We start from the raw sequence: 26,883 nt of genomic DNA, 5'->3' as shown, positions 1-26,883 counted from the left end.
TCCATGTTTATATTTACTTGGATGTACACAATATCACCTCTAGAATATTATGTGATTATTCATCCAAATTGTACATTCTTAAACAATCATTTCTGTACATTCTTAGACTAGCATTTATACCTTTGCTCTCCATTTCCTCTTCCTTTCGTCGTTGACAGCCTTTATCAACTACCTTTTTACTCTATTTCCTGTTCCTTCCGTCGTTGACAACCTCTATCAACTACCTTTGCTCTCCATTTCCTCTTCCTTCCGTCGTTGACAGCCTTTATCAACTACCTTTTTACTCTATTTCCTCTTCCTTCCGTCGTTGACAGCCTTTATCAACTACCTTTGCACCCTATTTCCTCTTCCTTCCGTCGTTGACAGCCTTTATCAACTACCTTTTTACTCTATTTCCTGTTCCTTCCGTCGTTGACAGCCTCTATCAACTACCTTTTTACTCTATTTCCTGTTCCTTCCGTCGTTGACAGCCTCTATCAACTACCTTTGCACCCTATTTCCTCTTCCTCCCGTCGTTGACAACCTCTATCAACTACCTTTGCACCCTATTTCCTCTTCCTTCCGTCGTTGACAGCCTTTATCAACTACCTTTTTACTCTATTTCCTGTTCCTTCCGTCGCCTGACAGCCTTTATCAACTACCTTTGCTCTCCATTTCCTCTTCCTTCCGTCGGCTGACAATCTCTTCTCCATTCAGGACAACCATTCACACACAATCAACAACTGCCCATCTTTTAATTCACTAGTTATATTCCCATCCATTTTCTCCATAAAACGCTTCACAATGGACAAGCCTAATCCAGTATTTTTACCTGAACGGGATTCATCTGCCATATAAAACCTGTCAAAAAGGAGTGCTACATCCTTTTCCGTTAATGCATGTGCTTCATTTTGGACAATAAGTCGAACCACTTGCTTTTTCTCCTCAAGGCGAACAGTAACTTTATTTCCACTTGAATGTTTGATTGCATTAGAAATCAAATTTTCAATCACTCTCGTTACAGCTGATTGATCAGCTGTAATGAATACATTATGCTCTGGTATATTGATAATTAGTTCCATATCCTTATCATTAAAACGGTCGAAAAAACTCATTAACACATCTATGGTTACATTCTTTATATTAAATCTCTCTGGCTTAAGCTGATAATCAGCAGATTCAATTACTGACAGCTCAAAGAAATCATTTAATAAGGCTTCAAGCCTTTTCGCTCGATTCTTTGCAATCGATACATATTCTCTTCGCTCATCATCCGGTAATTCGTTTGATTCTGCCATTTGGATATATCCTAAAATAGAAGTTAGTGGCGTTCTCAAATCATGTGACATATTAGCAATGGTCTGTTTCAACTCATTTTCAGAGCGTATTCTTTCTCGTTTTTCTTTTACATGCATATCAATAAGTTGATTTATCTCTATCCCTAGGTTTTCAATACTCTGATCCAAAAGAGCCATATCTATTTTTTTGTTTGTTTTTTGTTGATTATACGCTTGCAGTTGTCTACCTATTTTCTTCACTTCATTCTTTATAGAAAATAAGCGAGTGGAAAGATAAACAACTATCAGGGATACAATAATTAATAGATAGACCACTTTTTTCACCTACTCCGTTAAACGTTATTTGATTTCCTTTTTATTAAAAACAATAACGCCACATAATGTTATGATGATTAACGTTACCAATGCTATTAAAATAGACTTTAGTATTTCTCCACTTGTCATGGAAAACGTAAAAACTTCGCTAAATTGATTAAAAATCGAGTTATTATAAATCATACTTACAATTGGTATATTAGGTAGTTTTTCAATTACAAACATCACTATTGTTAATACAATAGAGAAAATAATGGTTTTCCCACTATCTTCGGTAATAATCGCAATCAATATAAGAATTGCTGTATAGCCTAAATATTGAAGGGTAAATAAACTATAGGCTCTACCTAAATAAAGCATGGTAGAAGGGGTCAAAATATCTCCATGTCCTAACAAAATAACCTCAATGATTGCAGTCATTATTGGAATAATAATCGTTAATACAATTGATCCTATAGTAAATACGAGATACTTCGACAGGAAGATATGACTTCTTTTGCTACCGCTTATTATTTGATTTTTAATGACGCTACTATTCGAAAATTCATTCGAGATATAAAAGCCTGCTAACGGACTGATTATTAAGTTAAAGAATAATGGTACTGTAAAGGTAGATATGGCATTAAATTCACTCAGCCCAGCACGATCAAAAGCTGTATTCTGCATTTGCCACCACTCAATAATCACTAAATAATGTAGCAATGCGCTTATGCCTGTAGAAATTAGTACTAATACCCAAAACGTCTTATTTCTTTGTAATTTAAATAATTCTGCCCTAATCTGATTACTCATCTTCCACCCCTCCAACTAGCTCCCTAAAATAACTTTCGAGGCTGTCACCATTTTGCGAAAGATGTTCGATTACAAGATCATTGTCTGTTAAAGCCTTTGATACCTTTCGAACATCATCAAGATAAGCATAAAGCTTCATCGTACCATCTGGCATTACCTCAAAGTCAGTAGTAGATAAAGTAGATTCAAGTATGGTGGCGCCTTTCGCTTGTTGGTCCACTTTAATCCGCAAATGTTGTCTGCATTTCTCATCCAACTCTTTTGCTGAGATTTCTTCTAAAAGTTTTCCTTGATGGATAATCCCGTAACGACTTGCTAGTTGATGCAGTTCACTTAAGATATGACTGGATATTAAAATCGTCAGTCCCTTCTCACGGTTTAACTTTTTAATTAATTCCCTAAGCCACGCGATCCCCATTGGATCAAGTCCATTTGTCGGTTCATCGAGGATCAATAATTCTGGATCACTTAATAGTGCAATTGCAAGACCAAGCCTTTGCTTCATTCCAAGTGAAAAGTTTTTCACTTTCTTATTTCCTGTTTCACTAAGTCCAACAAGCTCCAAGGTTTTGTTGATAGATTCTCTTCCTGGTATACCTTTTTGCAAGCGATGAACTTCTAAATTATCATGTGCTGTCATATTTGGGAAAAGTGCAGGACTTTCAATGATGGCTCCTGTTCTTTTCTGTGCATCTGATAACATACTTGGATTGTTCTCACCAAATAACTCAATGGAGCCTTTTGACGAAAAAGATAACCCCGTCACGATGCGTAACAACGTGGACTTACCCGCTCCATTTTGACCAATAAATCCATATATTTCTCCCTTTTTAACCGATATATTAACATCATCAAGGGCTAAAGTATTTTTGTATTTTTTTGAAAGTTGACTGGTTCTTAAGATATATTCGCTCATTCAGCTTGCCTCCCCTTAATTACTATAATGTTATTATGGAGCCTAAATCATAAGAAAGACTTAAGACAAAACTTAAGAAAAGCTTAAGTTTTAAGACGATAGCCCATTCCCCAAATCGTTTCGATATATTCCACATCAGGGTTTGCTTTAGAGAGCTTATTTCTTAAATTGCTCATATGAACATTCACTGTATTGTCATCCCCATGAAAAGGTTCATTCCAGACACTTTCGAATAAGTTCGATTTGGAAAATACCTTATTAGGTGATGTCATCAGTAGCACAAGAATCGCATATTCACGAACTGTCAATGTAATTTCTACCCCATTCACGTAAACGACCTTTGCTTCCAAATCAATCTCAATATCTTTATGCGTAAGCACTTCTTGTTTTGTCGGTTCATTCGTATGGTTGTATCTTCGTAGTAGTGAATCAATACGAGCAGATACCTCTTCCACGTCAAATGGCTTGGAAATGAAGTCATCTGCGCCAGATCGTAAAGTATTTATTTTTGTTTGTTGTTCATTTTTAGCTGATATGATAATTACTGGAATAGATCCTTTTTCACTTAGCTTTTGAAGAATCTCCTCTCCAGTCATACCCGGTAGCATTAAATCAAGTAGAACTAAATCCCACTTCTGGTTTTCCAAATACATCATTGCTTCTGTACCAGAATAAGCAGGTTGTGCTTGGTACTCGCTCTTTTTGATAATTTTACATAACAATTGGTTTATATCATTGTCATCTTCAACAACTAAAATATTAATCGCCTGATTCACATTAAATTCTCCCTTATCTAAAATTGTAAAAGGAAAATGTTTCACATTCCAACTGGGATGAAATGAGTTGGAACAGCCATTTCTTCACTTACGTCTTTATTATGATAAGCCTTTACCTTTCCTTCATACACGAATTGGAAATTTGTTATGTCCTCAAAGTCATTTGGTGCTATTAGTGCCGTTGATTTTTCAAAATGAATCCTGTTACTTTCCTTTAGCACGGATGCAACAAACTCTGAACAAAAGAATGCATTTTTTCTTTTTATTGGCTTATTTAATAGAAACCCAAATAATCCTAAGAAATTATAGCGATAGGATTCCTTATTTTCTTCCATTCCCATTACATATCTTCTCATTCGTCCCATTTCTTCTGCTGTAACGGTAAAAGAATATATCGCACAGTCTGCTTGTTTAAACAAACCATTCGTAACATCTTCTTTTACAAATCCACCATTAAATGGATTATTAATCTTTTTCCTTCCGAAGCTATAGACCTCTGATAACTCAGAATCGAAGGATATCGACGCGTGATTATAGGCCTTCTTTGTATATAGCTTTATCAATTTCGTTAATAGTGAACCCGTGTCTGTTAAAAGAATATAAACCTTTTTTTCTGCCATAAACCTTCTCCCCTTCTGTTATCAAAGTAACAATTCTATTCTCAATATACTTTGGATATCTTAAGAAGAGCTTAATAGATTCCTTAAGAAAACATTAAGATTTGTTCATTGGCGAAAAAAATGACTAGACCCCTATTGGATCTAGTCATTTTTTGTTTTAAATCTTAGATTCTAATGCATTGTTCAACGATTATTTCAGAAAATCAGGATCTTCAAATTTAGGATTTGGATAGTCATAAAATCCCTTTCCATTCTGTTTCCCAAGTCTTCCTTTATCTAAGAACTCCGTTTTCAAATATTCTGCAACCTCAGCAGCATCCTTATCTCCAGCTTTAGCTTTTGCAAGAGAAAGGTTATAAGGTGTGTTAATGCCAACCACATCTAAAATAGCAAATGGACCTTTTGGTGCTCCAGTTGCAATCATCCAGGTTTTATCAATAGTTTCTGGGTCGGCAACTCCTTTCACTAATAGTTGCTGTCCAGCATCTAAAAATGGAACAAGTAAAGAATTTAAGATATATCCTGGTTGTTCTTTATGGAGTGGTAAAGCGACCATTCCGATTGCTTTTGCAAATTCAAGAACCTCTTCAAAAACTTTCGAATCTGTTCCAGAATGCCCCATTACTTCAGCTGTATTATTTTTCCAAATTTCATTAGCAAAGTGTAAATTTAAGAACTTTTCAGGACGACCTGTTACTTCTGCAAATTGACTTGGCAACAATGTGGATGAATTTGATGCAAATACTGTTTTTTCTGGTGCTACTTTTGCCAAACTTGTGTAAAATTCATTTTTTATTTTAACAACTTCAGGCACAGCTTCAATTACTAGATCTGCCCCTTCTACTGCTTGTTTTAAATCGGAATAAAAAGACAGGCGATTATAAGCAGCATTCACATCTTCTTTTGTAGCGCCTAAGTCTTCTTGATACACCGGCTTTAATTGATGAAATCTCTCTTTTGCCTTTTCTAATGCTTCATCATTAATATCGTATACAGATACATTAAATCCTTTATAAGCAGTTTGGAAAGCAATTTGACTTCCTAAAACGCCACTACCTGCTACAGTAATATGTTTATAATCCATAGAAATTCTCCTATCTAATTTGGAATCACTTTAACTTTATACCTATTATAACTGTACTTAAAGAAACTTATCCTATATTGTCGAAAGATCTAAATTCCCTTTTTTTGTTTAACTGGTAACTCGCATCTATCTATTGTGTCCCCAGCTTTAAACAACAAACCATCCGCCACCATTATTATTTTTTATATAAATTCGAATTAGCTTGAAGTATTAAACTTTTATTCTTAGAGCAATTTTAGCTAATTAACAAGTGACAAGTATCATTTTACGATGTTATTATGTGAGTTATGTGTTTTTAGGGAGAAATAGCGTTTCCCATAAAAACAGTAAAATCCATTACAGGGGTCCCAAAGTAATTCCCAATAAATAGTTAATACTAATGAGACCGCTCATTATATTATTTGTTATTTAAGCTAATTGCATTGGTTCCTGTAAATAAAGGAGTTGTTATTACGGAAAGGATTGGACAAGCAACTTAGAATGAGAAAAATTATCACATAACAGGAGGGAAATATGCATAAAAAAGGATTTTTAGAAAAATTAAAAAATGTTGGACCGGGAGCAATTGTTGCAGCTGCGATTGTTGGACCTGGGACAATTGCTACAGCATCACAAACTGGTGCAGAATTTGGCTATGCTCTTATATGGGCTGTTGTCTTTTCCATTATTGCAACAATGTTCTTACAAGAGATGTCTACCAGACTAGGTGTCGTATCACGTATCGATTTAGGTACTGCCTTTCGTCGGCAGTTCACAAACCCAGTATTAAAGACGGTAATCATTGTACTAATTATTTCAGCTGTTACCATTGGTAATGCCGCATATGAAGCAGGTAATATTACTGGTGGTGCGATTGGCTTAGCAACGATCACAAACATCCCCGTTAATATATGGGGAATAGTTGTAGGTCTTGTTTCTGGATTGCTTCTTTGGTTTGGAAATTATAAAACAATTGAAAGAATATTTGTTGTCCTAATACTAATAATAAGTCTAAGCTTTTTCCTAACAGCTATCGTAGTTAGGCCTGACTTAAGTGAGATGTTAACTGGTTTTGTACCAACAATTCCAGACGGGACAACATTACTTGTCGTTTCCTTAATCGGGACAACGATTGTACCGTACACCTTATTTTTACAGTCATCTACCGTACAGGAACGATGGAAAGATAAATCAGGATTAGGAGAAAGTCGTTTTGACATTATCTTCTCCCTTCTAATTGTTATGGTAATTACTGTTTCGATTATGGTATCTGCTGCTGTTGCTTTCCCATATGGTACAGGTATAAGTGATCCAACTGAAATGGCCGTACAATTAGAACCATTATTAGGTTCATGGGCTAAGTATGTATTTTCAATCGGGATATTTGCTGCGGGAGTAACATCTGCTATGACTGCACCATTAGCAGCTGCATATGCGACAACTGGTGTCCTTGGTTGGAGTAGTGATCTTAAATCTCGTGGATTCCGTTTTATTTGGATAACCATTTTAGCAATCGGAATTATATTTTCAGCAATTGGCTACAGTCCAATTGAACTTATATTATTCTCTCAATATGCAAATGGACTCATCTTACCTGTAATTGTTTTATTATTAATGTTCGTTATGAATAATAAACGTTTACTTGGCGAGAATACGAATCCATTATGGGTTAACATTGCTGGGTGGGCAATTTTTGCTGTTACGTTACTACTATCACTTAACTCTTTCGGGATATTGTAAAGTAAAAAAGCAAAAAGTAGCAGGGTAATCTAGGTACCCTGCTACTTTTTTTCAGTTAGTATCTACATTTCATTTCTCACAACATTTCTCTTACTCAAAGTTATCGAGCAATGCACGTACTTCATCTGTTGTCTCTGTACTCATCAATTCATTTCTTAATTCACTTGCTCCTCGAAACCCTTTTACATATATCTTAAAAAAGCGACGAAGCGGTTTGAATTGTCGGGGTTCTATTTTTGAATATTTGTCAAAAAGATCCAGCTGCAATCTCAAGAGATCAAGCAATTCCTCACTACTGTGTTCTTTTGGCTCTTTTTCAAAGGCAAATGGATTTTTAAAAATACCACGACCAATCATAACCCCATCAACACCATATTTATTAACAAGCTCCATGCCAGTTTGCCTATCAGGGATGTCTCCATTGATTGTAAGAAGTGTATCTGGTGCCACTTGATCACGTAGTTTTTTTATCTCTGGAATCACTTCCCAATGCGCATCGACTTTACTCATTTCCTTTCTTGTACGCAGATGAATGGAAAGGTTAGCAATGTCTTGCTTCAATATATGTGTCAGCCAATCACGCCATTCGTCTACATCCGTGTAACCGAGTCTTGTCTTCACACTTACGGGCAGTCCTCCTGCTTTTGCTGCTTCGATCAATTCAGCTGCTACTTCAGGATAACGAATTAGACCCGCGCCCTTCCCTTTTGATGCTACATTAGGTACAGGGCATCCCATATTAATATCCACACCTTTAAATCCTTCTTCTGCCATACCAATACTCATTTCACGAAAATATTCAGGCTTATCCCCCCATATATGAGCCACAATTGGTTGTTCATCTTCTGTAAAAGTCAAACGTCCACGCACACTTTGCTTTCCTTCTGGGTGACAATAACTCACTGTATTTGTAAACTCTGTGAAAAACACATCAGGTCTAGCTGCTTCGCTCACGACATGACGAAAGACAACATCCGTCACATCTTCCATTGGTGCTAGTATAAAAAACGGTCGTGGTAGATCACGCCAAAAATTATCTGTCATATTTAAATTCAAATCCTCTCATGATGGGACCCTAGTTCAAATTCCTGTCCCAAAATTAAAAGTAAAAATATCTCCGTTACTTTTACACTTATATCATGCTTCAGTACTTTTTATCAAACTATAGTAAGTTTTGTCATTAAAAACGATTAAAAAACACAAAAAATCCCGGGTTATTATTGAAAAACCCGAGAAATATTGTCAAACCTCAAAATAAAAATACTCACTTTAAATTATTTTGTATTTGTAAATCCACCATCAATACGAATAACTTCTCCATTGATGTATTGTGCTTTAGAAGTTAATAGGAATGTTACAAGTTCAGCTACTTCTTCAGGTGTACCTAAACGTTTTTGTGGTATACCGCTTGTTGCATTAGCTTTCATTTCAGGATTATCTTCATAAAACTTTTTAACCATTGGTGTTTCAGTTGGCCCTGGAGCAATCGCATTTACACGTAATCCGTCTTTCGCATACTCGGCAACCATACTCTTCGTTAAACCAACAATGCCATGTTTTGTAGCTGAATAAGTCACCACAGAGTCTTGTCCTATCACACCAGCACTGGAAGCTGTATTAACAATAGAACCTCCACCATTTTTTAACATTACTTATGAAACATAACGGACACCGTATAAAGCTCCAAGCAAGTTAATACCAACGATTTGGTCAATTTCTTCTACTTTCGTATTCAAGAAGAATTGCCCACTACCAGAGATCCCCGCATTATTAAAGAAATAATCGATTGTACCAAAGTGTTCAACTGTTTTATCAACATAATTCTTCACTTCTTCTGCTTTTGATACATCGGCTTTAATGAAAATAGCATCTGCTCCCGATTTTTTCACCATTTCTACCGTTTCGTTTCCGCCTTTTTCGCTAACATCGACTACAGCAATGTTAACTCCCTTTTCTGCTAATTGAACTGCAGTAGCTTGTCCTAAGCCACTTCCAGCACCTGTAATAATAGCAACTTTATTCATGTAAAATGCCTCCCATGATGTTATTTAAGAATAAAACCCTTCTTTTACATTATATACCTTAAAGTTACAAATCAAAAAAAATCCGTATTAATCTATTTCTTATCTATTTTCACACTGTTCCCCAAACGATTCGATTATCATACCTTTTTCCATGATTCTACAAATTGCTCTATTTAGATCCTAAGAACGAGGTGATCCAATCTTTTTCATTTATCATATCTTTTCTGTAAGAAATATTGATTAAATCCCTTTGGATGATTTTCAATCGTACCGAAAACTTCATATCCATTTTTTTTATAAAATTCAGGAGCTTGGAAGCTAAACGTATCTAAATGTATAAGTCGACATGCTTTGTCTTGTGCGAAGTCTTCCATTTTCCTTAGCAATTTACTTCCATAACCCTCATTTCTAACACTTTCATCTACCCATAAGAAATCAACGTGCAAGCTATGCCAATACATATTGCCTGTAATTCCACCTACTATTCTTCCTTCAACATCTTTCAAAACAAAACTAATAGCTTCATTGGGAGTTTTAAGCTCATCAGGAAGTTGTTCCATATTATACTCGATTAATTTCTTCCTGATAAATTCACTATCATCTTTTTTCCACTGCTGAATTATCTCCATTTCTTCATCCCCTTTGCTTTTATTTGTACACCTTTAATAACGAAGTTTCAGAAGCATTTTTTTAATGTCTTCATCTTCCATCACAATATTATGATAGCGCTCCGTGATTTTAGTTAGAACAACATCATGATAGAAAAATTCCGTAAAAAACTTTACGAGTGGTGGCGATTGTGTCCGAATGGCTTGCCAACTTCCCTCTTCCATTCCCGCAAATAACATTTCACGATCATCAACAATCAAAATTCTGCCTCGTTCTAGCATATTATGGCTTTGATTAGGAATCAGCGTGTAAACCGTTGGGATAATGGTATTAATTTTTCCAATTACGTGAATAACCACTTCCAAACCACCCTGATATTTTTTTTCAAGTAAAGGCAAGTAATTTTGTAAATCATCTGCCCATGCGGAGATAAAAATTGATTTTGTCGCTTCCTTTGACAATTCCTTTATTACAGAGGTGATTGATTGATTATCTTTTAATGTCCAAACTCGATCATCCACTTCCACTTCCTCTACTTCTATTTTCCTCAGTTCTTCTATATTTAGCTCAAAATCTGTTTTTAATTTCTCAATCAACATCTCCATCGGCAGTGCCGTGTATTGGCGCTTCTTCTCAACAGTCGCCTCTAACACAATACCCCTAACTACAAGTCTATTTAAAACCTCATAGACTTTTGAACGAGGAACGCCAGACCGCTTTACAATAGCTGTTGCATCAAGAGCCTGATTAATCGTAATAAGCGATGTATACACTTGACTTTCATATTGTGTAAAACCAAATTGTTGAAGCATTGAATCCCCTCATTTGTAAATTGATATAGTCTCTTCACTTAGCATAACCAAACTATATGTTTATTTCCACTTGTTTTTCTAAATGCAAAATGTTATTCTGATAAACGTTACCCTTTTAGTGGTAACTATACATTATTAATAATGAGGTGTTTTATGGATAAGCGTGTGTACCTACTGACAATTGTTTCTTTTGTTGTTGGTTTAGTAGAATTAATTTTAGGGGGTATTCTCCACTTAGTTGCCCACGATCTCAATGTCTCACTTGGAAAAGTAGGCATGTTAATTTCAATTTTTTCCTTTGCGTATGCCATTTCTGGCCCAATTCTTTTATCGATAACTTCTAAGGTAGAAAGGAAAAAGCTCATCCTATTCACATTGCTCGTGTTTCTTTTTGCGAACGTTTTAGCCATGCTAAGTCCAGGCTATACGATTCTTTTACTTGCTCGAGTGTTATCGGGGATGAGCGCATCATTACTTATTTCATTATGTGTGACTATTGCATCAAATATTGTATCGGAATCCTATCGTGCTCGGGCAATTGGAGTCGTATTTATGGGAGTAACTGCATCACTAGTACTTGGTGTCCCGTTGGGTTTAGTGCTCGGTAATGTCTTTGGCTGGCGTGCTCCATTCTTACTAATCGTTATTCTTACCGTTCTGTCCATTACTTGCATCTATTTCTTCATGGGCAAAATGGAGCCTAAACCAGGCATTCCATTAAAAGAACAGTTGCGGTCATTGAAAAGTAGAAAAATTATATTGATACAGCTAACGTCCCTTTTATTCCTATCAGGACATTTAACGCTATATGCTTATCTCACACCGTACTTGCAAACGACTTTTGGACTAGAAGGAAATTGGATTAGCATCATCTTATTATTGTTTGGAGTAGCAGCAATCATCGGCGGCGGTTTTGGAGGATTCTTATCGGATCGCTTCGGTCCGCAAAAAACAATAATTGGGGTAATCATTATTTTCACAATATCGATTTCTTCCATTCCATTTACGTTAGACTTTTTCCCTGCATTTATCATTGTTATGATGATTTGGAGTATGCTGAGCTGGGCAGTCACACCAGCCATACAAAGCTACCTAATCGACTCTGCACCAGAAACTTCTGATATTCAACAGAGCATAAATAATTCCGCACAGCATTTTGGAATTGCATTTGGTTCTATGATCGGCGGAGTTGTCATTGAGCGTGCTGGTATCGAGATGAATCCCATAGTTGGTGGGGTATTTGCATTATTTGCCCTTTTTGTTGTGTCTTTATCCATGGTTAATAGAAAAGAATCTCGAAAAAACATTAACAGTGCTAATATTGCAAAATAAGTTAAATAAACAATTAGAAATGTGAAAATCGCAGTGGTTGATTGCGCTGGTAGGAAATTAACAGGAAGATTTAAGAAAGACTGAATTACGAGGGGCTTATTTTACAGCTAAGAAGGTGGGGTATTTAATCGCTCTGATTAGCGAGTCTCCTCCCTTATAGGGGGATTGCACAAATCGTAACAGACTGATCTGGATGACTATACCCTTTCACCTCCACTTTGCTTCTATCTATATATCTCCTATTGACTACAACTACACTCATATTCATTAAATTTATATTCTCTATACAATCTGAACGCTTTAAAGTCACTTGTATCTGATACATAAACCTTTATTAAGGGGGCAACATCCATTTTCGCGAATTCCCTTATTTGCTTATCTATATCTATAGACATATCTAAAGGATATTCATTCAAATCTTCATATAGATTATTATGATTGCAAACATCATACGTCACTGCAATATAATTTCGTGTCATCCTATCACCCCAAAATTCAAATAAACGCTATTAAGTCCCTCTTGGATTACTTTTTAGAATGTTTATACTTTAATCGCTTTATAAACAATGTAAACCAGTAGGATATAAAGACTACTGCAAGGTCAACAAGGAATATATGGAAATTATTTGCTCCCTTATGAAACTCTAGTAAGCCCATCCATTCTTCTATCATTGCAAAACCAAATGCAAATACTGCACTTAACAGAATGGAATACATATAAAAATTCCTCTTATGTTTTGTTGTATACTGATATAAAAGCAAAAATCCCACAGGAAGTACGGATGCCGTTATATTCAAAGAATATGGCAGAGTAGGTAAAAGAAAGTATGTATGATTCATGAAATTCATTCTTTCAAGAAACATACTGGCGTAAGTCCATAAGATATGTACCGTATAGCCAAAGAAAAGGACTTCAAATATCCTATCTCGATCAACTGTAAAGAAAAGTAAAACCAATGGAAGAACAAAAAACAGCAAAGTTACCCAAAACTGCCATGTACCAATATTGGAATAAGTATTCCAATAGGCTGATATTAGCTCATTAAATTGCTCTGTTTTCACATAAATTTCATCCCAATATTCTCTATAATCCACAAAATGGCCTCCTAATATATTTAGTCTTATTTTGTGGATAAATGATTAATTTATGTAGCTTTATTTAGGAAGGAGATTAAAGCAACAGTAGTGTAAAATTAGCAAGAAAAATTCACTATATCACTACAACCTTATAATTTAAACAGTCTTACCAGTTCATTTAGTTCCTCTGCCAACTTTGCAAGATGCTCAGAACTTCCTGCTACTTCTTCCATCGAGCCACTAGTTTGCTGTGCAGATGCTGCTGTTTGTTCCACACCTGCCGCTGCTTCTTCAGAAACAGAAGCTATTTCTTCGACAGAACTACTCATCTCTTGACTACCTGCCGCAATTTCAGAGAGATTCTCAGATACGAAACGAATGCTTTGTACCATCTCTGTAACGGCTGAACTAATTTCATTAAATGTTTCACCTGTTGTTTCAATTCGAGATGTTCCTAGTTCTACTTCAGAATATCCATTTTTTAGTGAGTCAACTACAATACTAGATCCAGTTTGTATATTATTAACAATTCCAGTAATTTCGTTAATGGATGAAGCAACCTGCTCAGCTAATTTCCTTACTTCATCTGCAACAACAGCAAAGCCTTTCCCATGTTCACCTGCTCTTGCGGCTTCAATTGCCGCATTTAGAGCCAAAAGATTTGTCTGATCTGCAACATTTTTTATAACAGAGACAAGTGTAGAAATTTCCTGTGAATGTTTATCTAAACTTTGCACTTTCTCTACAGCATCTTTAACTATATGATTTATCTTATTCATTTGTTCGGTTGAGGAGTTCATTAGTTGACTTCCCTTAGTTGTCATCTCTAATACTTTTCCTGAATTCTCTTGAATACGTTCCCCATTTTCATTTGCTTCTTCAACTCTATTAGCAAATGTTCCCATAATAGTTGTCAATTCACTTGCACTATTGGCCTGTGTTTCAGACCCTGTTGCTAGTTCCTCCATTGTGGTTGCAACCTGTTCTGTTCCAGCTTTCACCTCGCTAGCTGCCTGGGTTAGCTCTTCACTTTGACTTGAGACAGATTCTGATACTTCAGCAATTCTACTTAGAAGGTTTCTATTATTGTCACTCATTGTATTCGTTGCTTTAGCAAGTTGTGCTATCTCATCTTCAGCTTCGGTTTTTAACAGTTCTTTACTTAAATCACCTTTTGCCAAATCATTCATTCGTTTCATAATTGCCAAAATAGGATTTGTAAGAGACTTTGTAGTTTTAAAAGCAATAACAATACCAATTATTAAAACTAAACCGGAAATGATTAAAATAAAAATAACGGTTGATTTACCATACGAAACAATTTCTTCGCCTTGTTCCTTCAAGTTATCCTCTCTACTTGAAGACAATTTTTCACTACTATTCATTATTTCATCGGAAAGTGACATGGATTCTAATAATATTTCTTTAGCCTTTTCACTGTTACCAAATTCATATTCGTTTATTGAGTCGATTACTAAATCTTCCCATTTTGCTTTTTTGTCTAATAGAGATTTTATATTTTCTGAATCACTTCTACTCAACATTTCCTTTTCTATTTCTTCACCTTTTTCCATATTAGCCTCTAATCGTTCCTTTATCTCCTTATCATCATATAGAAAATAACCACGAACCATTGATAAACTCTGCGACATATTATAAGTAAAATTTTCATCAATAATTAGTAATGGCACTTCTTTTTCAATAATTTCTTTTGTATTATTATTCAATTTGTCAATAGCTAGATAGCTTAACGTACTTAATATAAATGTTAATACGATAAGTAATCCAAAACCAAACATTATTCTTGTACTAATTCTTTTAAATTTTAATAGTCTTTTCATGCTAGTCCTCTCCTGTCAGTTAAAATATTGAAATAAATAGGTATGTATTGACCCCCTAAATTTATAATTCCTTTTATAAAATCAGACTGTTCTGATGCACATCAATCTCAAACATTTGACCTCTTAGCTTAAGAATTAAATTTTTTAACATTCTGTATTTGTTCTCCTCCCTAGCAAGATTCCAACTTTTATGTTCGAACACTAATATCATCGGTAAATTACATCGATTTGTTAGCAAATTGAGGGATTTATAACTGTCAAAATTATGTAAAAACATTCTCCAGAATTATTGTCAGACTTGAACAAATTTAATATTCCCATTAAACCCTTGCAGTTCTTGACCTTTCCAACTTTTCTCTTCTTCCTAGATGAGCAAGTCTAGGGGAGGCATGAAAAGACCCCGAATTCGCAAATGATTATTTTAGCGAAATCAGGGTTGGATTAGCAAATGTTTATTTTAACAGCCAAGGGTTATTTTAGTTAGACAATTTTCTCTCCAACAATACGACCGTCTCCACATGGCTCGAGAGGACAGAATGAATGTCATTTGAGTATGCCCATTCTCGGAAACATATCCACTGAGTTTTTGGCACTATCGGTAGACGGGAACATATCCACTATATCCGTAACAAAACACATTATGCTCATAAATTCATCGACAAATTGGAATTTATCTAAAGAATTTCCTTTCCAATCTTTCGTAATGTCATCACATTGTAAATGTAAGAATATGTAGTTTGATTTTCATTTCAGCCTAACAACACATCTACGGTTTTGCCGAATTTTCCTTTATCAAATGAATATTACATAATCAGTATTTCTTTTACTTCAAATATTGTATAGCAAGTGCAATTAGTGATAAACAACGATTGAAAAGATAGTCGTAATAACGGACATCAGTTATATCAATCCTATTAGTTTCATGATGCCGTATACGATATTTATTTCCAATATCCGTCAACATCTTAAATTCATTATTAAACAAATCGGCAAAATCATCATTTCCTTTTGCCATATCATTTACTATTTTTTCTGATGAATGTTTCTTATCTAATGTTGTATAGTAAGTTTTTAGACGTTCTAACGCATCCCATATCTTTTCCACTGAATCTTGTCGTGCTGTAGGATTTGGTGTCTTATATAATGCAACAGCATCTTTCAACAACTCTCTTGTGCCTACCTCATGTACTGCTGCTAAATTATTTTCAATTTCCGTTGTAAGTGGACTGTTCTCAACAATTCTTTCTATAATCTTTTCACCCGTTAGTTCATAAAGTAATCCCGACTCAGTAAATATTTCATTTATTGCCTCTTGGAAATTCTTAAATATATCTGAAGAATTAAGGCAGTCTATCGTTTGGTAGTTTCGGTATCTCTCATTATTCCATCGTTCAGAGATATCCTTAATATTTTGTGCAAAGAACTCAATAAGGTCTAAAAGTGCATACTGATCATATTCATCGTCATATGCCGGCGTGCAAATCCTATCATACTCATTCCGAAAAAGAGACGGGATTCTTATTTTAATTCTAGTTATAAATCCTTTTTCATCAAATGCAACATAGTCACTATCTGTAAAGTCATGGTGACAATTTAGAGTGAAAATATGTGTTAAGTTTTTTTGATATCTTTTACAGCAATCTAAAAATAATGAATACATATCTCTGTTAATAGAATATGTCTTTTCCAGTGGTGCTCTTATACCATGTCTTTCAGAATATAATTTCATAAGCCATCTCCTTAAATTCCAATTTATCATTTATTAAATAGGTAACTTTCATTTCGGCGATTTAATACATCTACACATATGGATCTAAAAGGAGTTTCTTTGTCCCTTTTTTATTTTCCTCATCAATAATTAATTCACAAGTCAATTTATCTATATCACTAAAATCCATATCTGGTTTAAACCCTTTATCTGGTTTTAACCAATGATTCATCATCAATCTGTCAAACGTTGCTTCACAACTTCTTCTAGGACATCTTCCTATTGTTGTTGTGAAAAAATTGGAATGGTATGAATAATGATGCGTATGAATAAAATCATCCCACGATTGGATAACCCCATCTTCATCACGCAAATCAACTATTTCTATTTCTTCAAGATTTCTATCTTTCACCGCACCCCATGCTTTTTTCAACATGGCTATAGCTTCAACATCACTTTTTGGTGCGCTATATCCAAAAATAGTAACCATATATGCTACCTCTAACGCATTATTCAATGATTTCCATGACTTTGATATAGCTGTATCACTAGAATAATCTTTATTCTTTATTGGAAATAAGAGTTTTGTTGGAGCAAGGGGTTCACCGCATCTACACGGCATCCCTACATTGCCCATGACATTATCCTCTACACAATATCCTACTGCGACATTTCCATGTAAAAAGGCTAACTGTGGCAAATTGGTAGTATAAGCCATAGCACGAGCATAAGCCTGCACTAATAGTGGATCCCAATTAAAGGTTGCAATTAAATCCTTTGAAGTTAGTCCCATAATCAAATAATCATACACCGTAGGACTATCAGGCAACTTGAAGTCTAACATGTAATCACGGATGACTTCCTCTAATTTTTGCTTGGCATCCATGCAATTGGGTTCTGCTTTACTACGCTCATCAAGCTCCATATAAATATCTTCTAAATTGTTAGAAGAAGTATGTAGTGTTATTTTTTCTAGTATATCTTTCAATCCAAGCTTTTCAATGAAACCATTCATTGCGGATATTTTCCTACCATACTTGTCACCATTTGGGATAGTGGCACAACTCGCACCTGCGCCCAGTATAACAACGTGTGGTCTACTTTTCATGTAATACTCATAATCATGCAAATCCTTTGCTGTTGGATAATCTTCCTCCATTCTCCATTCCATCCCCCTTAAGTTAAATTTCTATTATGTAATATTAACGACCCACGCTTAAGTCCTGCCAGATGAAATCGTATATGCCAAAAAAAGCAAGTAAAAAACAGTATGACTATTGGGAGTTCTTGAGTCAAAATTATACATTTAACTGACCTTCTGTTAGAATCATAGCTTTGATTTTGGCAACTTGATACTAGTGTTACCGCCAAGAATGCTTGCCCCTATACCAACAACCGTAAAGACAGCCACTGTACCTAATGAAATCATTTTCCAGTTGAATCCCTTGTTTTCTGTATCCTTACTTTCGGCCATTTTTGCAATTTCCATCATTTTTTCGATGTAATACTTTTTCTCCTCAAAAGGCAAATCATCTTTCGCTAGGCAACTCTTTAGGGCATCCATCACTTCATTGTATATGTCATAGCACTGCTTGCTACTCACTGAATTTTCATCCAGAGTTTTTTCCATGATCCCTTTATAATCTTTCAATACTTCCAAAGTCATTTTTGCAAACTCTGGGAATTGCTCTAATGCTTTCTTTGCAACTTCTGGGTCCATATTCTGCAACATAGTTGCAAAAGTCATAACTTTATCTTTTGTAATATAACGAAAGTCAGGAATATTCAACTGTTGTAATACTTCTTGCTCTGTTAATTGGTTGCTCATTATGTTATCCTCCTATCCCAATAAAGCACGAATTTTCTCTGTTAAAATAGCTTTTCGCATTTCATAGAATTCATCAAAATTCTCTAATTCCAAAGAAACACCATCCGGGATAATTGCCTCCTTGCAGAATTTTGCCTTTTGTTCATTATTCATATCATTATAATAATCTACCAGACGCATATCATTTTTACTGCCGTTAGCTCTCCCTTCGAGAAGTTGTAAATTCGAGAGTCTATTGCGGTTGCCTCTCCATCGTCTCCAATCTTCCATAGAAGCGGATATCGGCTTACTGCCATCAAATCTATCAAACGGATGGAGATGGTCTTGTTCATACTTGAAATTTTTATTTCTCCAATCAAGACTCAAATAGTATAAAGCCTCTCCTGCAACTCTGCTTCCTTTTTCTGCATTCAGAATATCTTCTATTTTGCCATCTGTTACTCTGAGGTCATTCATCTGCTCAAGCATATCAACCGTGATTTCCTGATCATTACTGTTGATGTTGCTCTTCATCTGCTGCAGTTTCCCTGTTGTGCCGGATTGGAAATAGGTGAACAGCACTGCTCTAACCAAGTAGGCACGGATACCCTCAAGATTGTTATTATAATCAGGATTGTAATAAATGAAATAGACGATTGGAAGTAGTACGTTCCAGCTACTAGAAAAGCGGCTGACCTCAATCTTCATGCCTTTCAGCACAATTTCCAAGGTCTTAAATGCTTTTTTGAAATCACTCCAGTTATTTTTAAGTTCCTCTGCTATCTGCTTACTAATATTAGATTTTACAACATCACCATAAAGCATAAGGGCAGAACGTATAATAAAATCGGATCCAAATCTGGCATAGGAATCAGTAAGCAGTTTCCCAAACTCAGTCTTAGCACTTGGCCAGTAAGCCTCAAGAATAGACATCGTTATTTCAGATTTACGGAGTGCTTTACCACCGCTGTTAAATCTTACGAACATTTCCAGAGCATCATCCTGCTTCATATCCTGAATTTCTGTATAGCGAATCAGCTTTTCCACAAATATTTTATTGTACTGCTTATTCAGAATTTCCCTTGCATACTCTTTGCTGTCTGCCAGAACATTAACTATGGCCGTCTCGATAGCTTGTGGTCTTGTTGTTTCATCCTTAAATTTCTTATCCAGGATGTTTTTAATTTCAAACTATGTCGGACTCAACTTGCCAACTTTCTCACTGAACTTGATATCATATTTTTTACTATTGTATTCCTCTTCATCAACAGTCAACTTATTCTTATTCAGTTCAATCAGTAATTTTGTAACCACCGTTATTATTTCTTCTTGCAAATTTTTGACGGATATATGCATTTCCCAAAAGGGAAAGGAACAGGGATGTTAATCTTTGTTGTCCATCAAGTACTGCTGTATCTGTAATCTTTACATCAATATTACTTAGTTCATAATTTACGCTATCCGCCTGTTTTCTACTATCAAAGGTTACCTCAGACAGGAAGTTGCAGAAGTATGTATCCCAAGTCACATTATCATCGTCCACATGCCAGAACAGGAATGTGGCAATTGGGTAATCAAGTAGAATAGAGTCCCACAACTTTTCTATCTGCTCCATACTCCAAACATACTGTCTTTGAAATGCTGGCATAACAAACTTGCCGTTTTTGATATTTTGCAATGCCTCGTATATCGTTATGCTATCATCAATCAGCTTACTAATCGTGATTCCTCCAAACTATACTTAGGTAGTTTTCCGTTGTTTCTACATAACATTGTTTCTATCAATATTTAATACGCACTTTGATACAATGTGCTTGTTTTACTGCTATCTGATTTTTTTAAATTACAATCTTGACATGATAATTGAATGTTACACACGTCATTTATTCCACCCTCATTTAATGATACAATATGGTCAAAATGTTTTTCATTATCTTCTAACAATGAATATAATCCCGTTAAATCCCTTTTACAGAAAACACAACAGCCCTTGTCCCTAAATAGTGTTGCACGCTTTACCCATTCTGGAATATACACCCTTTTTCTTGGGTTGTCCTCAAATGCAACAGCCTGCTGATTATTAAATCTTAGTAGGAAATCTCTGTTTTGAAACAAGATATATTCCACTTCAATGGCAATATCATAGATGACACTAGTAAACATCCCATCTTCATGTCTATTAAGGTATTCTATATATTCATTGTATGTTTCCAGAAAATCCTCATGGTCAATTTTAAAATCATTGCTCAAAGAAATATCTATCCCTCTATATTTTAGAATAGCTTGATTAATCCAAGAGATAGGATTAAACTCCACAATTTCTCCTGAATTTGCTATATAATTTGCCTGCTCATAAAAAACCCTATCAATAAGCCATGAACAATATTCCCTCAATACAGATACTTTCGGAAACTCTTCTGGCTCTATTTCAAACTGCTGTTCCATAAATTCAGCATTAGTGGTAACGTATTCAAACTTCCCCATACTTTCATTAGCAAGATGACAAAAATAGTACACATTAAAAAATTTCATATCTATAGTCATGATCGCTACACCTCTTCGTTATAAAAACTTGATTTGTATTTCATCAGTGTATTTTCAACCTCGTGCCAAATTGTTACCGTTTCACCGTCATCCTCAAATACTTTACCGTGGCTCTTAGGTCCATCCAACTTCATCTGTGAGTAATTATTCTTAAAAGTAGGCACATACAGCTCAGGGGTGTTTTCGTCACTGCATAAACGTTCCATCATATCTATGGTAGCATGACCTGTGGCAGCAACCGCTTTAAAATAAGCACGGATGATTTTGTGGTTATATTGATTCGGCTTTAAAGCCCATACCGGGATTCGTTGATTTGCTTTTCCGTAAAAATCCCTGTTTGCATCCTCATTCTGTCTTGTTTTTGGGTTATAGGCTTGTGATGCTTTTTCAAAAGTTTTTGCAATATACCAACGCATACAGCTTTCCACTGCGGTGTCTTGTGTTTCACTTGTTAAATTCAATGCGATGCAAAATTTCTCATACACATCTGCATCCACTGTAAAGGTAACGCTCTTATTCACCGTTTATACCTCCATAATTTACTCTATAAAAAAATCATATCACTAATTTGTATTTTGTAAATACTAATAAACTAATTTACATTGACTCATCGAAATAAATATGAAAACACCCTGCATTTCAGCAAGGTGTTAGACCCTAATAACATTTTCTTTTCAATTTCAATATCTCTACTAATGAACGACTTAAATTCCACCTCATAACTTAGCTCGTTTCACAAAATATATTTGTTTGGCATTTTTCTATCGAGTAATTCCCTTTTTTCATTTTCTGTTAATAGATCATCCGGGTGTTTACTAGAGTCTTGAATCCAATTCGCTTTATTCATAGCCCACTGATATTCATCTGTTGATTCATCTAATTCACTAGAAATATATTCTTTTATAATTTTTGAATAAAAATAGTTCATCGAATTATTCAGCAAATCCTGTGTTCTTTTATACTCATTTTCTTGCCGCTCTCTGAGTAATATCCGCTCCTTTTCTTCCTTTAGTCTTTTCTCTTCCGCTATTATATGAGCCTTTTCTTCTTCGTCAATGATTTGTGTCAGTGAAAAGATATAAATAAATACCTTTCTTAACAAATCTTCAACTGACATAGTTTTAGTTTGATTGATCACCTTTTCATTTCTACTCCAACGATACCAATAAGCTTTATACCCAACTTCAACATTAATCGTTCCTTTTGTTTCATATTCAAATGTATGATAAGTTGAATAATTTTTATCTTCTGGAGTAAGGTTTACTTTTTTACAAGGTAGCTTGAAATTTAATGTGAAAGTATACTTCTTAAATATTACCTCCGTTTCATCAAACTTACATATAATCTTTGCTCCAGCTTTTTCAAGTGCTTTAAATAAACTATCAATGAAAGGTAATACTTCAGGAAAGATTTCACCTGATGCGGATTTAATTCTTAGTCTATCTTCCCTGTAAGATTTTGTTTTTTTACGGTATTTTAATATTTCCTTATGTGGCTTAGTAGATAAATTTTCATTAATTTTTAATGAATTATAAATAACAGTCAAATTTTTTTGTTCAGATTCTAAATAAGAAAAATAATGAAGTTCTTTCATTTCAATTGGTAAATTCTGAGCATTAACCTTTGTAATTTCATTATCACCTTTATTACTATCAGTTGTAATGATTTTTTTTGGTGCAGTGGTCACACGTTGTTTCTTCGCTTTTTCAATAGAAACTATACGGTTATCTTCTGACCTTGGTAACGGTGGTTGAACTGGTTTTTCATTTCCCATATGTAACTTGCTCCAATAGGAGGCTGTTGGTAGTGGTATGTCATTATTAACACACGCTTTTTTTAATTTATTATAAGGTGCGTTTAAATCATTTGCTGTTTTTGTTATTCCTATTGACCAGAGCCTATCATATAAATCTTTTCTAGAGATTGATATCATCCTTACACGCTCCTCAGCATTTACTCCATTTTATATCTCCAGTAATTTTCAGTCAATTTAACACAAAATAAGCCCATGCCTTAATTGACATGAGCACGTAAATACTATAATTTATATTAATTTTTTGATTGCAATTCCCGACTTAAATTCAATTGTTAATTTCCTACCATGAATCGTTATCTTTTCAATCAACCTTCTAACAAGCAAGTCATCATATACTTCAATCTGCTGCGGTTGCTCTATTGAAAACTTTGTCATTTCTTCGACCCGTTGTCGCATTCCCTCACGTTCTGCATTTTTCAATAAGACATCTTGTTTCAATTCCCGCAGTCTATAAATCTCTTCTGCCACTTCATCATAATCTGCTTTTGAGTTAGCAAGTCTGAGCAGTTCCATTTGTAGTTCTTTTAGCTTTTCATCAATGTCAGCTGTGGGTTTATCTGCATTTTCATTTAAAACTGTTTCAATATTTTCTACCAATATACTTAAATAACTATCTTTACTGCCCAGCACTTCATTTATTGCTAGTACAATTGCATTTTGCAAATCATCTTCTCTGATGGTTTCTGCATTACATAGATGTGTTTTTCTCTCCAATCTGCTAACGCATCTCCAAACAATTGATCTGTAACCTCTGTTGTTCCAATGCACCCTTCGAAAAACATCTTCACATTCCGCACAAAACACAATGCTCGATAATGCGTATTTACTGCTATACACTCGTTTCTTTCCAGTTTTTCCGTTTCTAATATTTGACAGTAAAGCTATTGCATAAAAAGTAAAAGATATATTTCCTTTTATTTACCTTTGCCATTTTCCACGCAAGTTGCTCAAATGTCATAGCTTCCCCCCCTAAAACCATTTTGAAAACTGTATTTTAGTACTATTGTAACAAACAAATGGTGTTAATTGGTATTTCCCAAATGGGTATTAAGGTAAAATTGATGATTTATTTTGGTATAATTTTTAAGTAGATTACCTTTAATGGAATAATGAGATTGGGGAGTTAGTAAAATGGAATCCGACATTGTAACTGAGTTGGTAGCGATAATGGAGAGAAGAAAAAGCCCCGAAGAACTCTGGATTTATATTGTGTGGAAAACAACTGAATAGCAATTGGATGTCCACCGGACCCCGAACCCCAGTACTGACAAGGGATTGGGAGGTTGTTGAACAAAGGAAAAAGACTGAATCCTTATAGATCCAGCCTGAATTCTTATTGATTTTTGATTGGCAAAACCGATTGGTTAACAATTGAAAACCATCGGGATACATATTCGTTTTCCCGTTCTTCTCTCCGTTCTCTTCCCGCTTAGAAACCAACTTAGTTCCAACACAGGGAAGAACAAAGTTACGTGGGGAAGAAGCGAGTTATAGGGAGATACTTGCTTAGTCTAGCCCTGGAGCGTTTTTTTATCAACATGGCTTTGATAATTATGAAAATCTTGTAGAGCAAGGGAAAACAGAAGAGAAATGATGTAACGAAGGCCCTAGGTCTTCGTTATTTTATTTGTAGTGTGGTTCCACTCCCTATAAGGTTACAGACAGCAAAACGGAAATATTGTACGTTAAGACTGAAACCATTGATATAAAAGGAATGTTCCAATAACGACCGTTTATGGTCCAACTTCATTTTGAAATAAAATGATACAAAATAGTAGCACCAAAATGTGTTCCAAAATCAAAGTGTCAGTAAAAACCTTTTTGAAACTTTCTTAACGTACAGAAATAGCCTTTTTTTCACTTCAAAACTTGCTTAGGTACATAATTATAAGTTTCGTGCTCTCTTCGCAGCTTCATTAGCCTTGATTTGCTTTGAATCTGCCCTATTAAGTCTGCTTTTAAAATGAGGCGATTTGATATTATATTGAGCTTGTTTTTCTGCATGTTTATAAGCGTAATCAGCTTCTTTTTGCAATTGTCTTGCTTTCCATTCTGATTTCTTTTTTAATTCCTCTCTACTATTCGAATTGTTTGAAACTCCGCCAGAAGCTCCCCCACTAGAATGATAACTACCTCCACCAGAAGAAGAACGGCCACCACCATCAGAAAATAAACTTGCGATAATAAATGCGAGATATACTACACCAGCCCCTAAAAGGGATACAGCTTTCCATAGCAATTTGATCAATTTTAGCAGGAATACTATGACCTTATATGTAGTCAATCTTGGGAAAAACCTGTCTCTTGTTTTGACCAACACTATTACAATCAATAAACTAAGTAATGCTGCGGGAATCACAAGTATGAGACCCGTGGCACCAAATGAATAGTTGTATGTATAAATTGTTTCATTATTAGCATTCAACAGTTTGGTTAACTCTTTATCTGCAATGTTATTAAAAATGGTAGCAAAAATCCAAGTATATACTATAAAGTGTAACGTCTTACCATTTCCAAATTTCTTCCATATCCGTGATTCATATATGCTATTCATACGTTACCTCCTAATTTGCTTCATATTTTACCAGAAACTTCAATCGAAGACCTTTCTATAGTACCATATTTATCCACTTGTAACGCATTAAAAAATTCTACGCATCAAATGTTTCCGCTACACGCTATGGTCCCGATACTATCCTCTATTGCTCAATTAACATAACCCGTATAATGTTGCACATTGTAACCGCACCCAACTTTCAGGTGTTGCAAAGACTTCTTCTTTTGTAGTGCGGCTTCAAAAAAAGCCCAATATAACTATTTCCAGTCGCTATGCGTTGCTGGATTGCCTATTCTTCCCCGCCTTATTTTCATGTTTTTTCTAAAGAGATCCCCCCTACCTTCCATGGTTCCTTTTTTCTATTCTGTATTCTTTCGAACTGTAGAGAAAAAGAGGTTAAATCACTATTGGCCCCGTTGAACCAAGTCCCTACAGAGGTTTATTCTTTGGTTCGATAAGTTTCGTTTGATAAACCGTTGGCAATATTCTTTACTTTTATTCAGCAATTTCCCCAAGAAATGGCATGCCCAAGGGTGAATTGCATCTAAAACAAAATTCCCACAACCCCTTGACACAGAACTAACTCTAACATATATTATATATAATAATTGGTACTAAATACATACTTACTAAAATACAATACTTGGTACTAACTCTAAATAATGAATTAGTACTCACCGAGGAAAGGGGGATAGAATGAAAAAAGTTATTGATGGTGCGGTGTATAACACACAAACGGCTAAAAAAATCTGTGAACAACTAACGAACGAAGCTAATCATGAAAAAGGAGTTTATGTAAAACAATTAAAACAGCTTTATAAAACAAAAAGCGGAAAATATTTCTTTTTCATTAAAAATGAATTTCCTGCTTACGTTGATGTGAACGATGATGACTTAAATCCAAAATTCGAACTCACGGATGTGGAAGAAAAGAAAATCATACCAGTCTCTTATGAATTAGCTGTTCAATTCGCAAGTGAAATGATTACTTCTAACCCAGAATCAAAAAAAGTCGTAGGTAAGTTTTTTCCCGAACTCATCCGGAATGAAATGGACGAAAATAAAAAAATCCAAAAAAAGATTTATATCTCTGAAAAAGCGAATTGGTATTTAGAAATGATGCTAACAGAAAGCAAATATACAAACAGCAGCTTTATTGAGAATCTAATCGTTGACAAATATCGAAGCCTTTATAAAAAAGGGATGATGCAAGGGGATCCATATTTCGAAATGGAAGATGATTAAATATCTATGTAG

Annotated in this window: 25 protein-coding genes and 1 pseudogene; 3 read left to right on the top strand and 23 right to left on the bottom strand. The window is 35.0% G+C overall.

The genetic code is table 11. From position 1 onward, the window contains the following. Positions 1–692 precede the first annotated feature (692 nt). The 6 genes from D8M05_RS16555 to D8M05_RS16530 form a co-directional block, all read right to left on the bottom strand. Positions 693–1,592: a sensor histidine kinase gene (locus D8M05_RS16555; protein WP_121133800.1), complete on the bottom strand. Its 900-nt coding sequence runs from the start codon at positions 1,590–1,592 to the stop codon at positions 693–695. Between the two features lie 24 nt (positions 1,593–1,616). Further along, the gene (locus D8M05_RS16550) at positions 1,617–2,384 is read right to left on the bottom strand and encodes an ABC transporter permease (RefSeq protein ID WP_121133798.1); all 768 of its coding nucleotides are present in this window, start codon (positions 2,382–2,384) and stop codon (positions 1,617–1,619) included. Continuing rightward, positions 2,377–3,300: an ABC transporter ATP-binding protein gene (locus D8M05_RS16545; protein WP_121133796.1), complete on the bottom strand. Its 924-nt coding sequence runs from the start codon at positions 3,298–3,300 to the stop codon at positions 2,377–2,379. The genes D8M05_RS16550 and D8M05_RS16545 overlap by 8 nt, the downstream gene beginning before the upstream one ends. A gap of 83 nt (positions 3,301–3,383) precedes the next feature. Then, entirely contained in the window at positions 3,384–4,076 is a 693-nt protein-coding gene (locus D8M05_RS16540; protein WP_121133794.1) for a response regulator transcription factor, read from the bottom strand. 41 nt (positions 4,077–4,117) lie between these two features. After that, on the bottom strand, positions 4,118–4,696 hold the full coding sequence (locus D8M05_RS16535) for a hypothetical protein (protein WP_121133792.1): 579 nt from the start codon (positions 4,694–4,696) through the stop codon (positions 4,118–4,120). A gap of 190 nt (positions 4,697–4,886) precedes the next feature. Continuing rightward, on the bottom strand, positions 4,887–5,780 hold the full coding sequence (locus D8M05_RS16530; protein ID WP_121133790.1) for a 3-hydroxyacyl-CoA dehydrogenase: 894 nt from the start codon (positions 5,778–5,780) through the stop codon (positions 4,887–4,889). 513 nt (positions 5,781–6,293) lie between these two features. Here D8M05_RS16530 and D8M05_RS16525 point away from each other — a divergent pair. Beyond that, the gene (locus tag D8M05_RS16525; RefSeq protein ID WP_121133788.1) at positions 6,294–7,499 is read left to right on the top strand and encodes an Nramp family divalent metal transporter; all 1,206 of its coding nucleotides are present in this window, start codon (positions 6,294–6,296) and stop codon (positions 7,497–7,499) included. Between the two features lie 90 nt (positions 7,500–7,589). Here D8M05_RS16525 and D8M05_RS16520 read toward each other — a convergent pair whose 3' ends face one another. From D8M05_RS16520 to D8M05_RS16505, 4 genes and pseudogenes are all read right to left on the bottom strand, one after another. Continuing rightward, a complete protein-coding gene (locus D8M05_RS16520) occupies positions 7,590–8,543 on the bottom strand; it encodes a tRNA dihydrouridine synthase (RefSeq protein ID WP_121133785.1) in 954 nt (317 codons plus the stop codon). Positions 8,544–8,773: 230 nt separating this feature from the next. After that, positions 8,774–9,523, bottom strand: a pseudogene (locus D8M05_RS16515) (SDR family NAD(P)-dependent oxidoreductase). Positions 9,524–9,729: 206 nt separating this feature from the next. After that, positions 9,730–10,152, bottom strand: a complete 423-nt coding sequence (locus D8M05_RS16510) for a GNAT family N-acetyltransferase (RefSeq protein ID WP_121133783.1) — start codon at positions 10,150–10,152, stop codon at positions 9,730–9,732. A gap of 33 nt (positions 10,153–10,185) precedes the next feature. After that, a complete protein-coding gene (locus D8M05_RS16505) occupies positions 10,186–10,944 on the bottom strand; it encodes a TrmB family transcriptional regulator (RefSeq protein ID WP_121133781.1) in 759 nt (252 codons plus the stop codon). Between the two features lie 153 nt (positions 10,945–11,097). Between D8M05_RS16505 and D8M05_RS16500 the strand changes: the two genes are divergently transcribed. Next, positions 11,098–12,276: an MFS transporter gene (locus tag D8M05_RS16500; protein ID WP_121133779.1), complete on the top strand. Its 1,179-nt coding sequence runs from the start codon at positions 11,098–11,100 to the stop codon at positions 12,274–12,276. 239 nt (positions 12,277–12,515) lie between these two features. Here the strand turns inward: D8M05_RS16500 and D8M05_RS16495 are convergent, their stop codons facing one another. The 13 genes from D8M05_RS16495 to D8M05_RS16440 form a co-directional block, all read right to left on the bottom strand. Beyond that, positions 12,516–12,755, bottom strand: a complete 240-nt coding sequence (locus D8M05_RS16495; RefSeq protein ID WP_121133777.1) for a hypothetical protein — start codon at positions 12,753–12,755, stop codon at positions 12,516–12,518. A 46-nt stretch (positions 12,756–12,801) separates the two neighbouring features. Then, positions 12,802–13,371 (bottom strand): hypothetical protein, encoded by a 570-nt coding sequence (locus tag D8M05_RS16490; protein ID WP_121133775.1) that lies wholly within the window; start codon positions 13,369–13,371, stop codon positions 12,802–12,804. 131 nt (positions 13,372–13,502) lie between these two features. Beyond that, on the bottom strand, positions 13,503–15,194 hold the full coding sequence (locus D8M05_RS16485) for a methyl-accepting chemotaxis protein (protein WP_121133773.1): 1,692 nt from the start codon (positions 15,192–15,194) through the stop codon (positions 13,503–13,505). 823 nt (positions 15,195–16,017) lie between these two features. Continuing rightward, complete coding sequence (locus D8M05_RS16480; RefSeq protein WP_121133771.1) at positions 16,018–16,923, bottom strand: AbiJ-NTD4 domain-containing protein; 906 nt, start codon at positions 16,921–16,923, stop codon at positions 16,018–16,020. A gap of 70 nt (positions 16,924–16,993) precedes the next feature. Next, positions 16,994–18,061: a hypothetical protein gene (locus D8M05_RS16475; RefSeq protein WP_121133769.1), complete on the bottom strand. Its 1,068-nt coding sequence runs from the start codon at positions 18,059–18,061 to the stop codon at positions 16,994–16,996. Positions 18,062–18,229: 168 nt separating this feature from the next. Beyond that, positions 18,230–18,730, bottom strand: coding sequence for a hypothetical protein (locus D8M05_RS16470; RefSeq protein WP_121133767.1), 501 nt, complete (start codon positions 18,728–18,730; stop codon positions 18,230–18,232). Positions 18,731–18,742: 12 nt separating this feature from the next. Continuing rightward, positions 18,743–19,720 (bottom strand): hypothetical protein, encoded by a 978-nt coding sequence (locus tag D8M05_RS20425; RefSeq protein WP_220667596.1) that lies wholly within the window; start codon positions 19,718–19,720, stop codon positions 18,743–18,745. A gap of 280 nt (positions 19,721–20,000) precedes the next feature. Continuing rightward, on the bottom strand, positions 20,001–20,387 hold the full coding sequence (locus D8M05_RS20420; RefSeq protein ID WP_281271927.1) for a DUF262 domain-containing protein: 387 nt from the start codon (positions 20,385–20,387) through the stop codon (positions 20,001–20,003). A gap of 110 nt (positions 20,388–20,497) precedes the next feature. Beyond that, positions 20,498–21,253, bottom strand: coding sequence for an HNH endonuclease (locus D8M05_RS16460; RefSeq protein ID WP_121133766.1), 756 nt, complete (start codon positions 21,251–21,253; stop codon positions 20,498–20,500). A 5-nt stretch (positions 21,254–21,258) separates the two neighbouring features. Beyond that, on the bottom strand, positions 21,259–21,774 hold the full coding sequence (locus D8M05_RS16455; RefSeq protein ID WP_121133764.1) for a hypothetical protein: 516 nt from the start codon (positions 21,772–21,774) through the stop codon (positions 21,259–21,261). A 212-nt stretch (positions 21,775–21,986) separates the two neighbouring features. Next, the gene (locus tag D8M05_RS16450) at positions 21,987–23,186 is read right to left on the bottom strand and encodes a hypothetical protein (protein ID WP_121133762.1); all 1,200 of its coding nucleotides are present in this window, start codon (positions 23,184–23,186) and stop codon (positions 21,987–21,989) included. Between the two features lie 111 nt (positions 23,187–23,297). After that, positions 23,298–23,873 (bottom strand): recombinase zinc ribbon domain-containing protein, encoded by a 576-nt coding sequence (locus D8M05_RS16445; protein ID WP_281271928.1) that lies wholly within the window; start codon positions 23,871–23,873, stop codon positions 23,298–23,300. 1,081 nt (positions 23,874–24,954) lie between these two features. Beyond that, positions 24,955–25,623: a hypothetical protein gene (locus tag D8M05_RS16440; protein WP_121133758.1), complete on the bottom strand. Its 669-nt coding sequence runs from the start codon at positions 25,621–25,623 to the stop codon at positions 24,955–24,957. Positions 25,624–26,322: 699 nt separating this feature from the next. Between D8M05_RS16440 and D8M05_RS16435 the strand changes: the two genes are divergently transcribed. Then, positions 26,323–26,871: a hypothetical protein gene (locus D8M05_RS16435; protein WP_121133756.1), complete on the top strand. Its 549-nt coding sequence runs from the start codon at positions 26,323–26,325 to the stop codon at positions 26,869–26,871. The last annotated feature ends 12 nt before the right edge of the window (positions 26,872–26,883 follow it).

Origin of the sequence: Oceanobacillus bengalensis, assembly GCF_003628445.1 — a bacterium.
Classification (GTDB): domain Bacteria; phylum Bacillota; class Bacilli; order Bacillales; family Amphibacillaceae; genus Oceanobacillus; species Oceanobacillus bengalensis.
Note: the sequence above shows the minus strand (reverse complement) of the source record. Positions and strands in the feature narration are given on the sequence as shown.

Excerpts from the sequence above, each read along its gene's own strand:
- D8M05_RS16550 (WP_121133798.1), bottom strand. The coding sequence starts at position 2,384 with ATGAGTAATCAGATTAGGGCAGAATTATTTAAATTACAAAGAAATAAG.
- D8M05_RS16545 (WP_121133796.1), bottom strand. The coding sequence starts at position 3,300 with ATGAGCGAATATATCTTAAGAACCAGTCAACTTTCAAAAAAATACAAA.
- D8M05_RS16535 (WP_121133792.1), bottom strand. The coding sequence starts at position 4,696 with ATGGCAGAAAAAAAGGTTTATATTCTTTTAACAGACACGGGTTCACTA.
- D8M05_RS16530 (WP_121133790.1), bottom strand. The coding sequence starts at position 5,780 with ATGGATTATAAACATATTACTGTAGCAGGTAGTGGCGTTTTAGGAAGT.
- D8M05_RS16525 (WP_121133788.1), top strand. The coding sequence starts at position 6,294 with ATGCATAAAAAAGGATTTTTAGAAAAATTAAAAAATGTTGGACCGGGA.
- D8M05_RS16520 (WP_121133785.1), bottom strand. The coding sequence starts at position 8,543 with ATGACAGATAATTTTTGGCGTGATCTACCACGACCGTTTTTTATACTA.
- D8M05_RS16510 (WP_121133783.1), bottom strand. The coding sequence starts at position 10,152 with ATGGAGATAATTCAGCAGTGGAAAAAAGATGATAGTGAATTTATCAGG.
- D8M05_RS16505 (WP_121133781.1), bottom strand. The coding sequence starts at position 10,944 with ATGCTTCAACAATTTGGTTTTACACAATATGAAAGTCAAGTGTATACA.
- D8M05_RS16500 (WP_121133779.1), top strand. The coding sequence starts at position 11,098 with ATGGATAAGCGTGTGTACCTACTGACAATTGTTTCTTTTGTTGTTGGT.
- D8M05_RS16495 (WP_121133777.1), bottom strand. The coding sequence starts at position 12,755 with ATGACACGAAATTATATTGCAGTGACGTATGATGTTTGCAATCATAAT.
- D8M05_RS16485 (WP_121133773.1), bottom strand. The coding sequence starts at position 15,194 with ATGAAAAGACTATTAAAATTTAAAAGAATTAGTACAAGAATAATGTTT.
- D8M05_RS16480 (WP_121133771.1), bottom strand. The coding sequence starts at position 16,923 with ATGAAATTATATTCTGAAAGACATGGTATAAGAGCACCACTGGAAAAG.
- D8M05_RS16475 (WP_121133769.1), bottom strand. The coding sequence starts at position 18,061 with ATGGAGGAAGATTATCCAACAGCAAAGGATTTGCATGATTATGAGTAT.
- D8M05_RS16470 (WP_121133767.1), bottom strand. The coding sequence starts at position 18,730 with ATGAGCAACCAATTAACAGAGCAAGAAGTATTACAACAGTTGAATATT.
- D8M05_RS20425 (WP_220667596.1), bottom strand. The coding sequence starts at position 19,720 with ATGAAGCAGGATGATGCTCTGGAAATGTTCGTAAGATTTAACAGCGGT.
- D8M05_RS16460 (WP_121133766.1), bottom strand. The coding sequence starts at position 21,253 with ATGACTATAGATATGAAATTTTTTAATGTGTACTATTTTTGTCATCTT.
- D8M05_RS16450 (WP_121133762.1), bottom strand. The coding sequence starts at position 23,186 with ATGATATCAATCTCTAGAAAAGATTTATATGATAGGCTCTGGTCAATA.
- D8M05_RS16440 (WP_121133758.1), bottom strand. The coding sequence starts at position 25,623 with ATGAATAGCATATATGAATCACGGATATGGAAGAAATTTGGAAATGGT.
- D8M05_RS16435 (WP_121133756.1), top strand. The coding sequence starts at position 26,323 with ATGAAAAAAGTTATTGATGGTGCGGTGTATAACACACAAACGGCTAAA.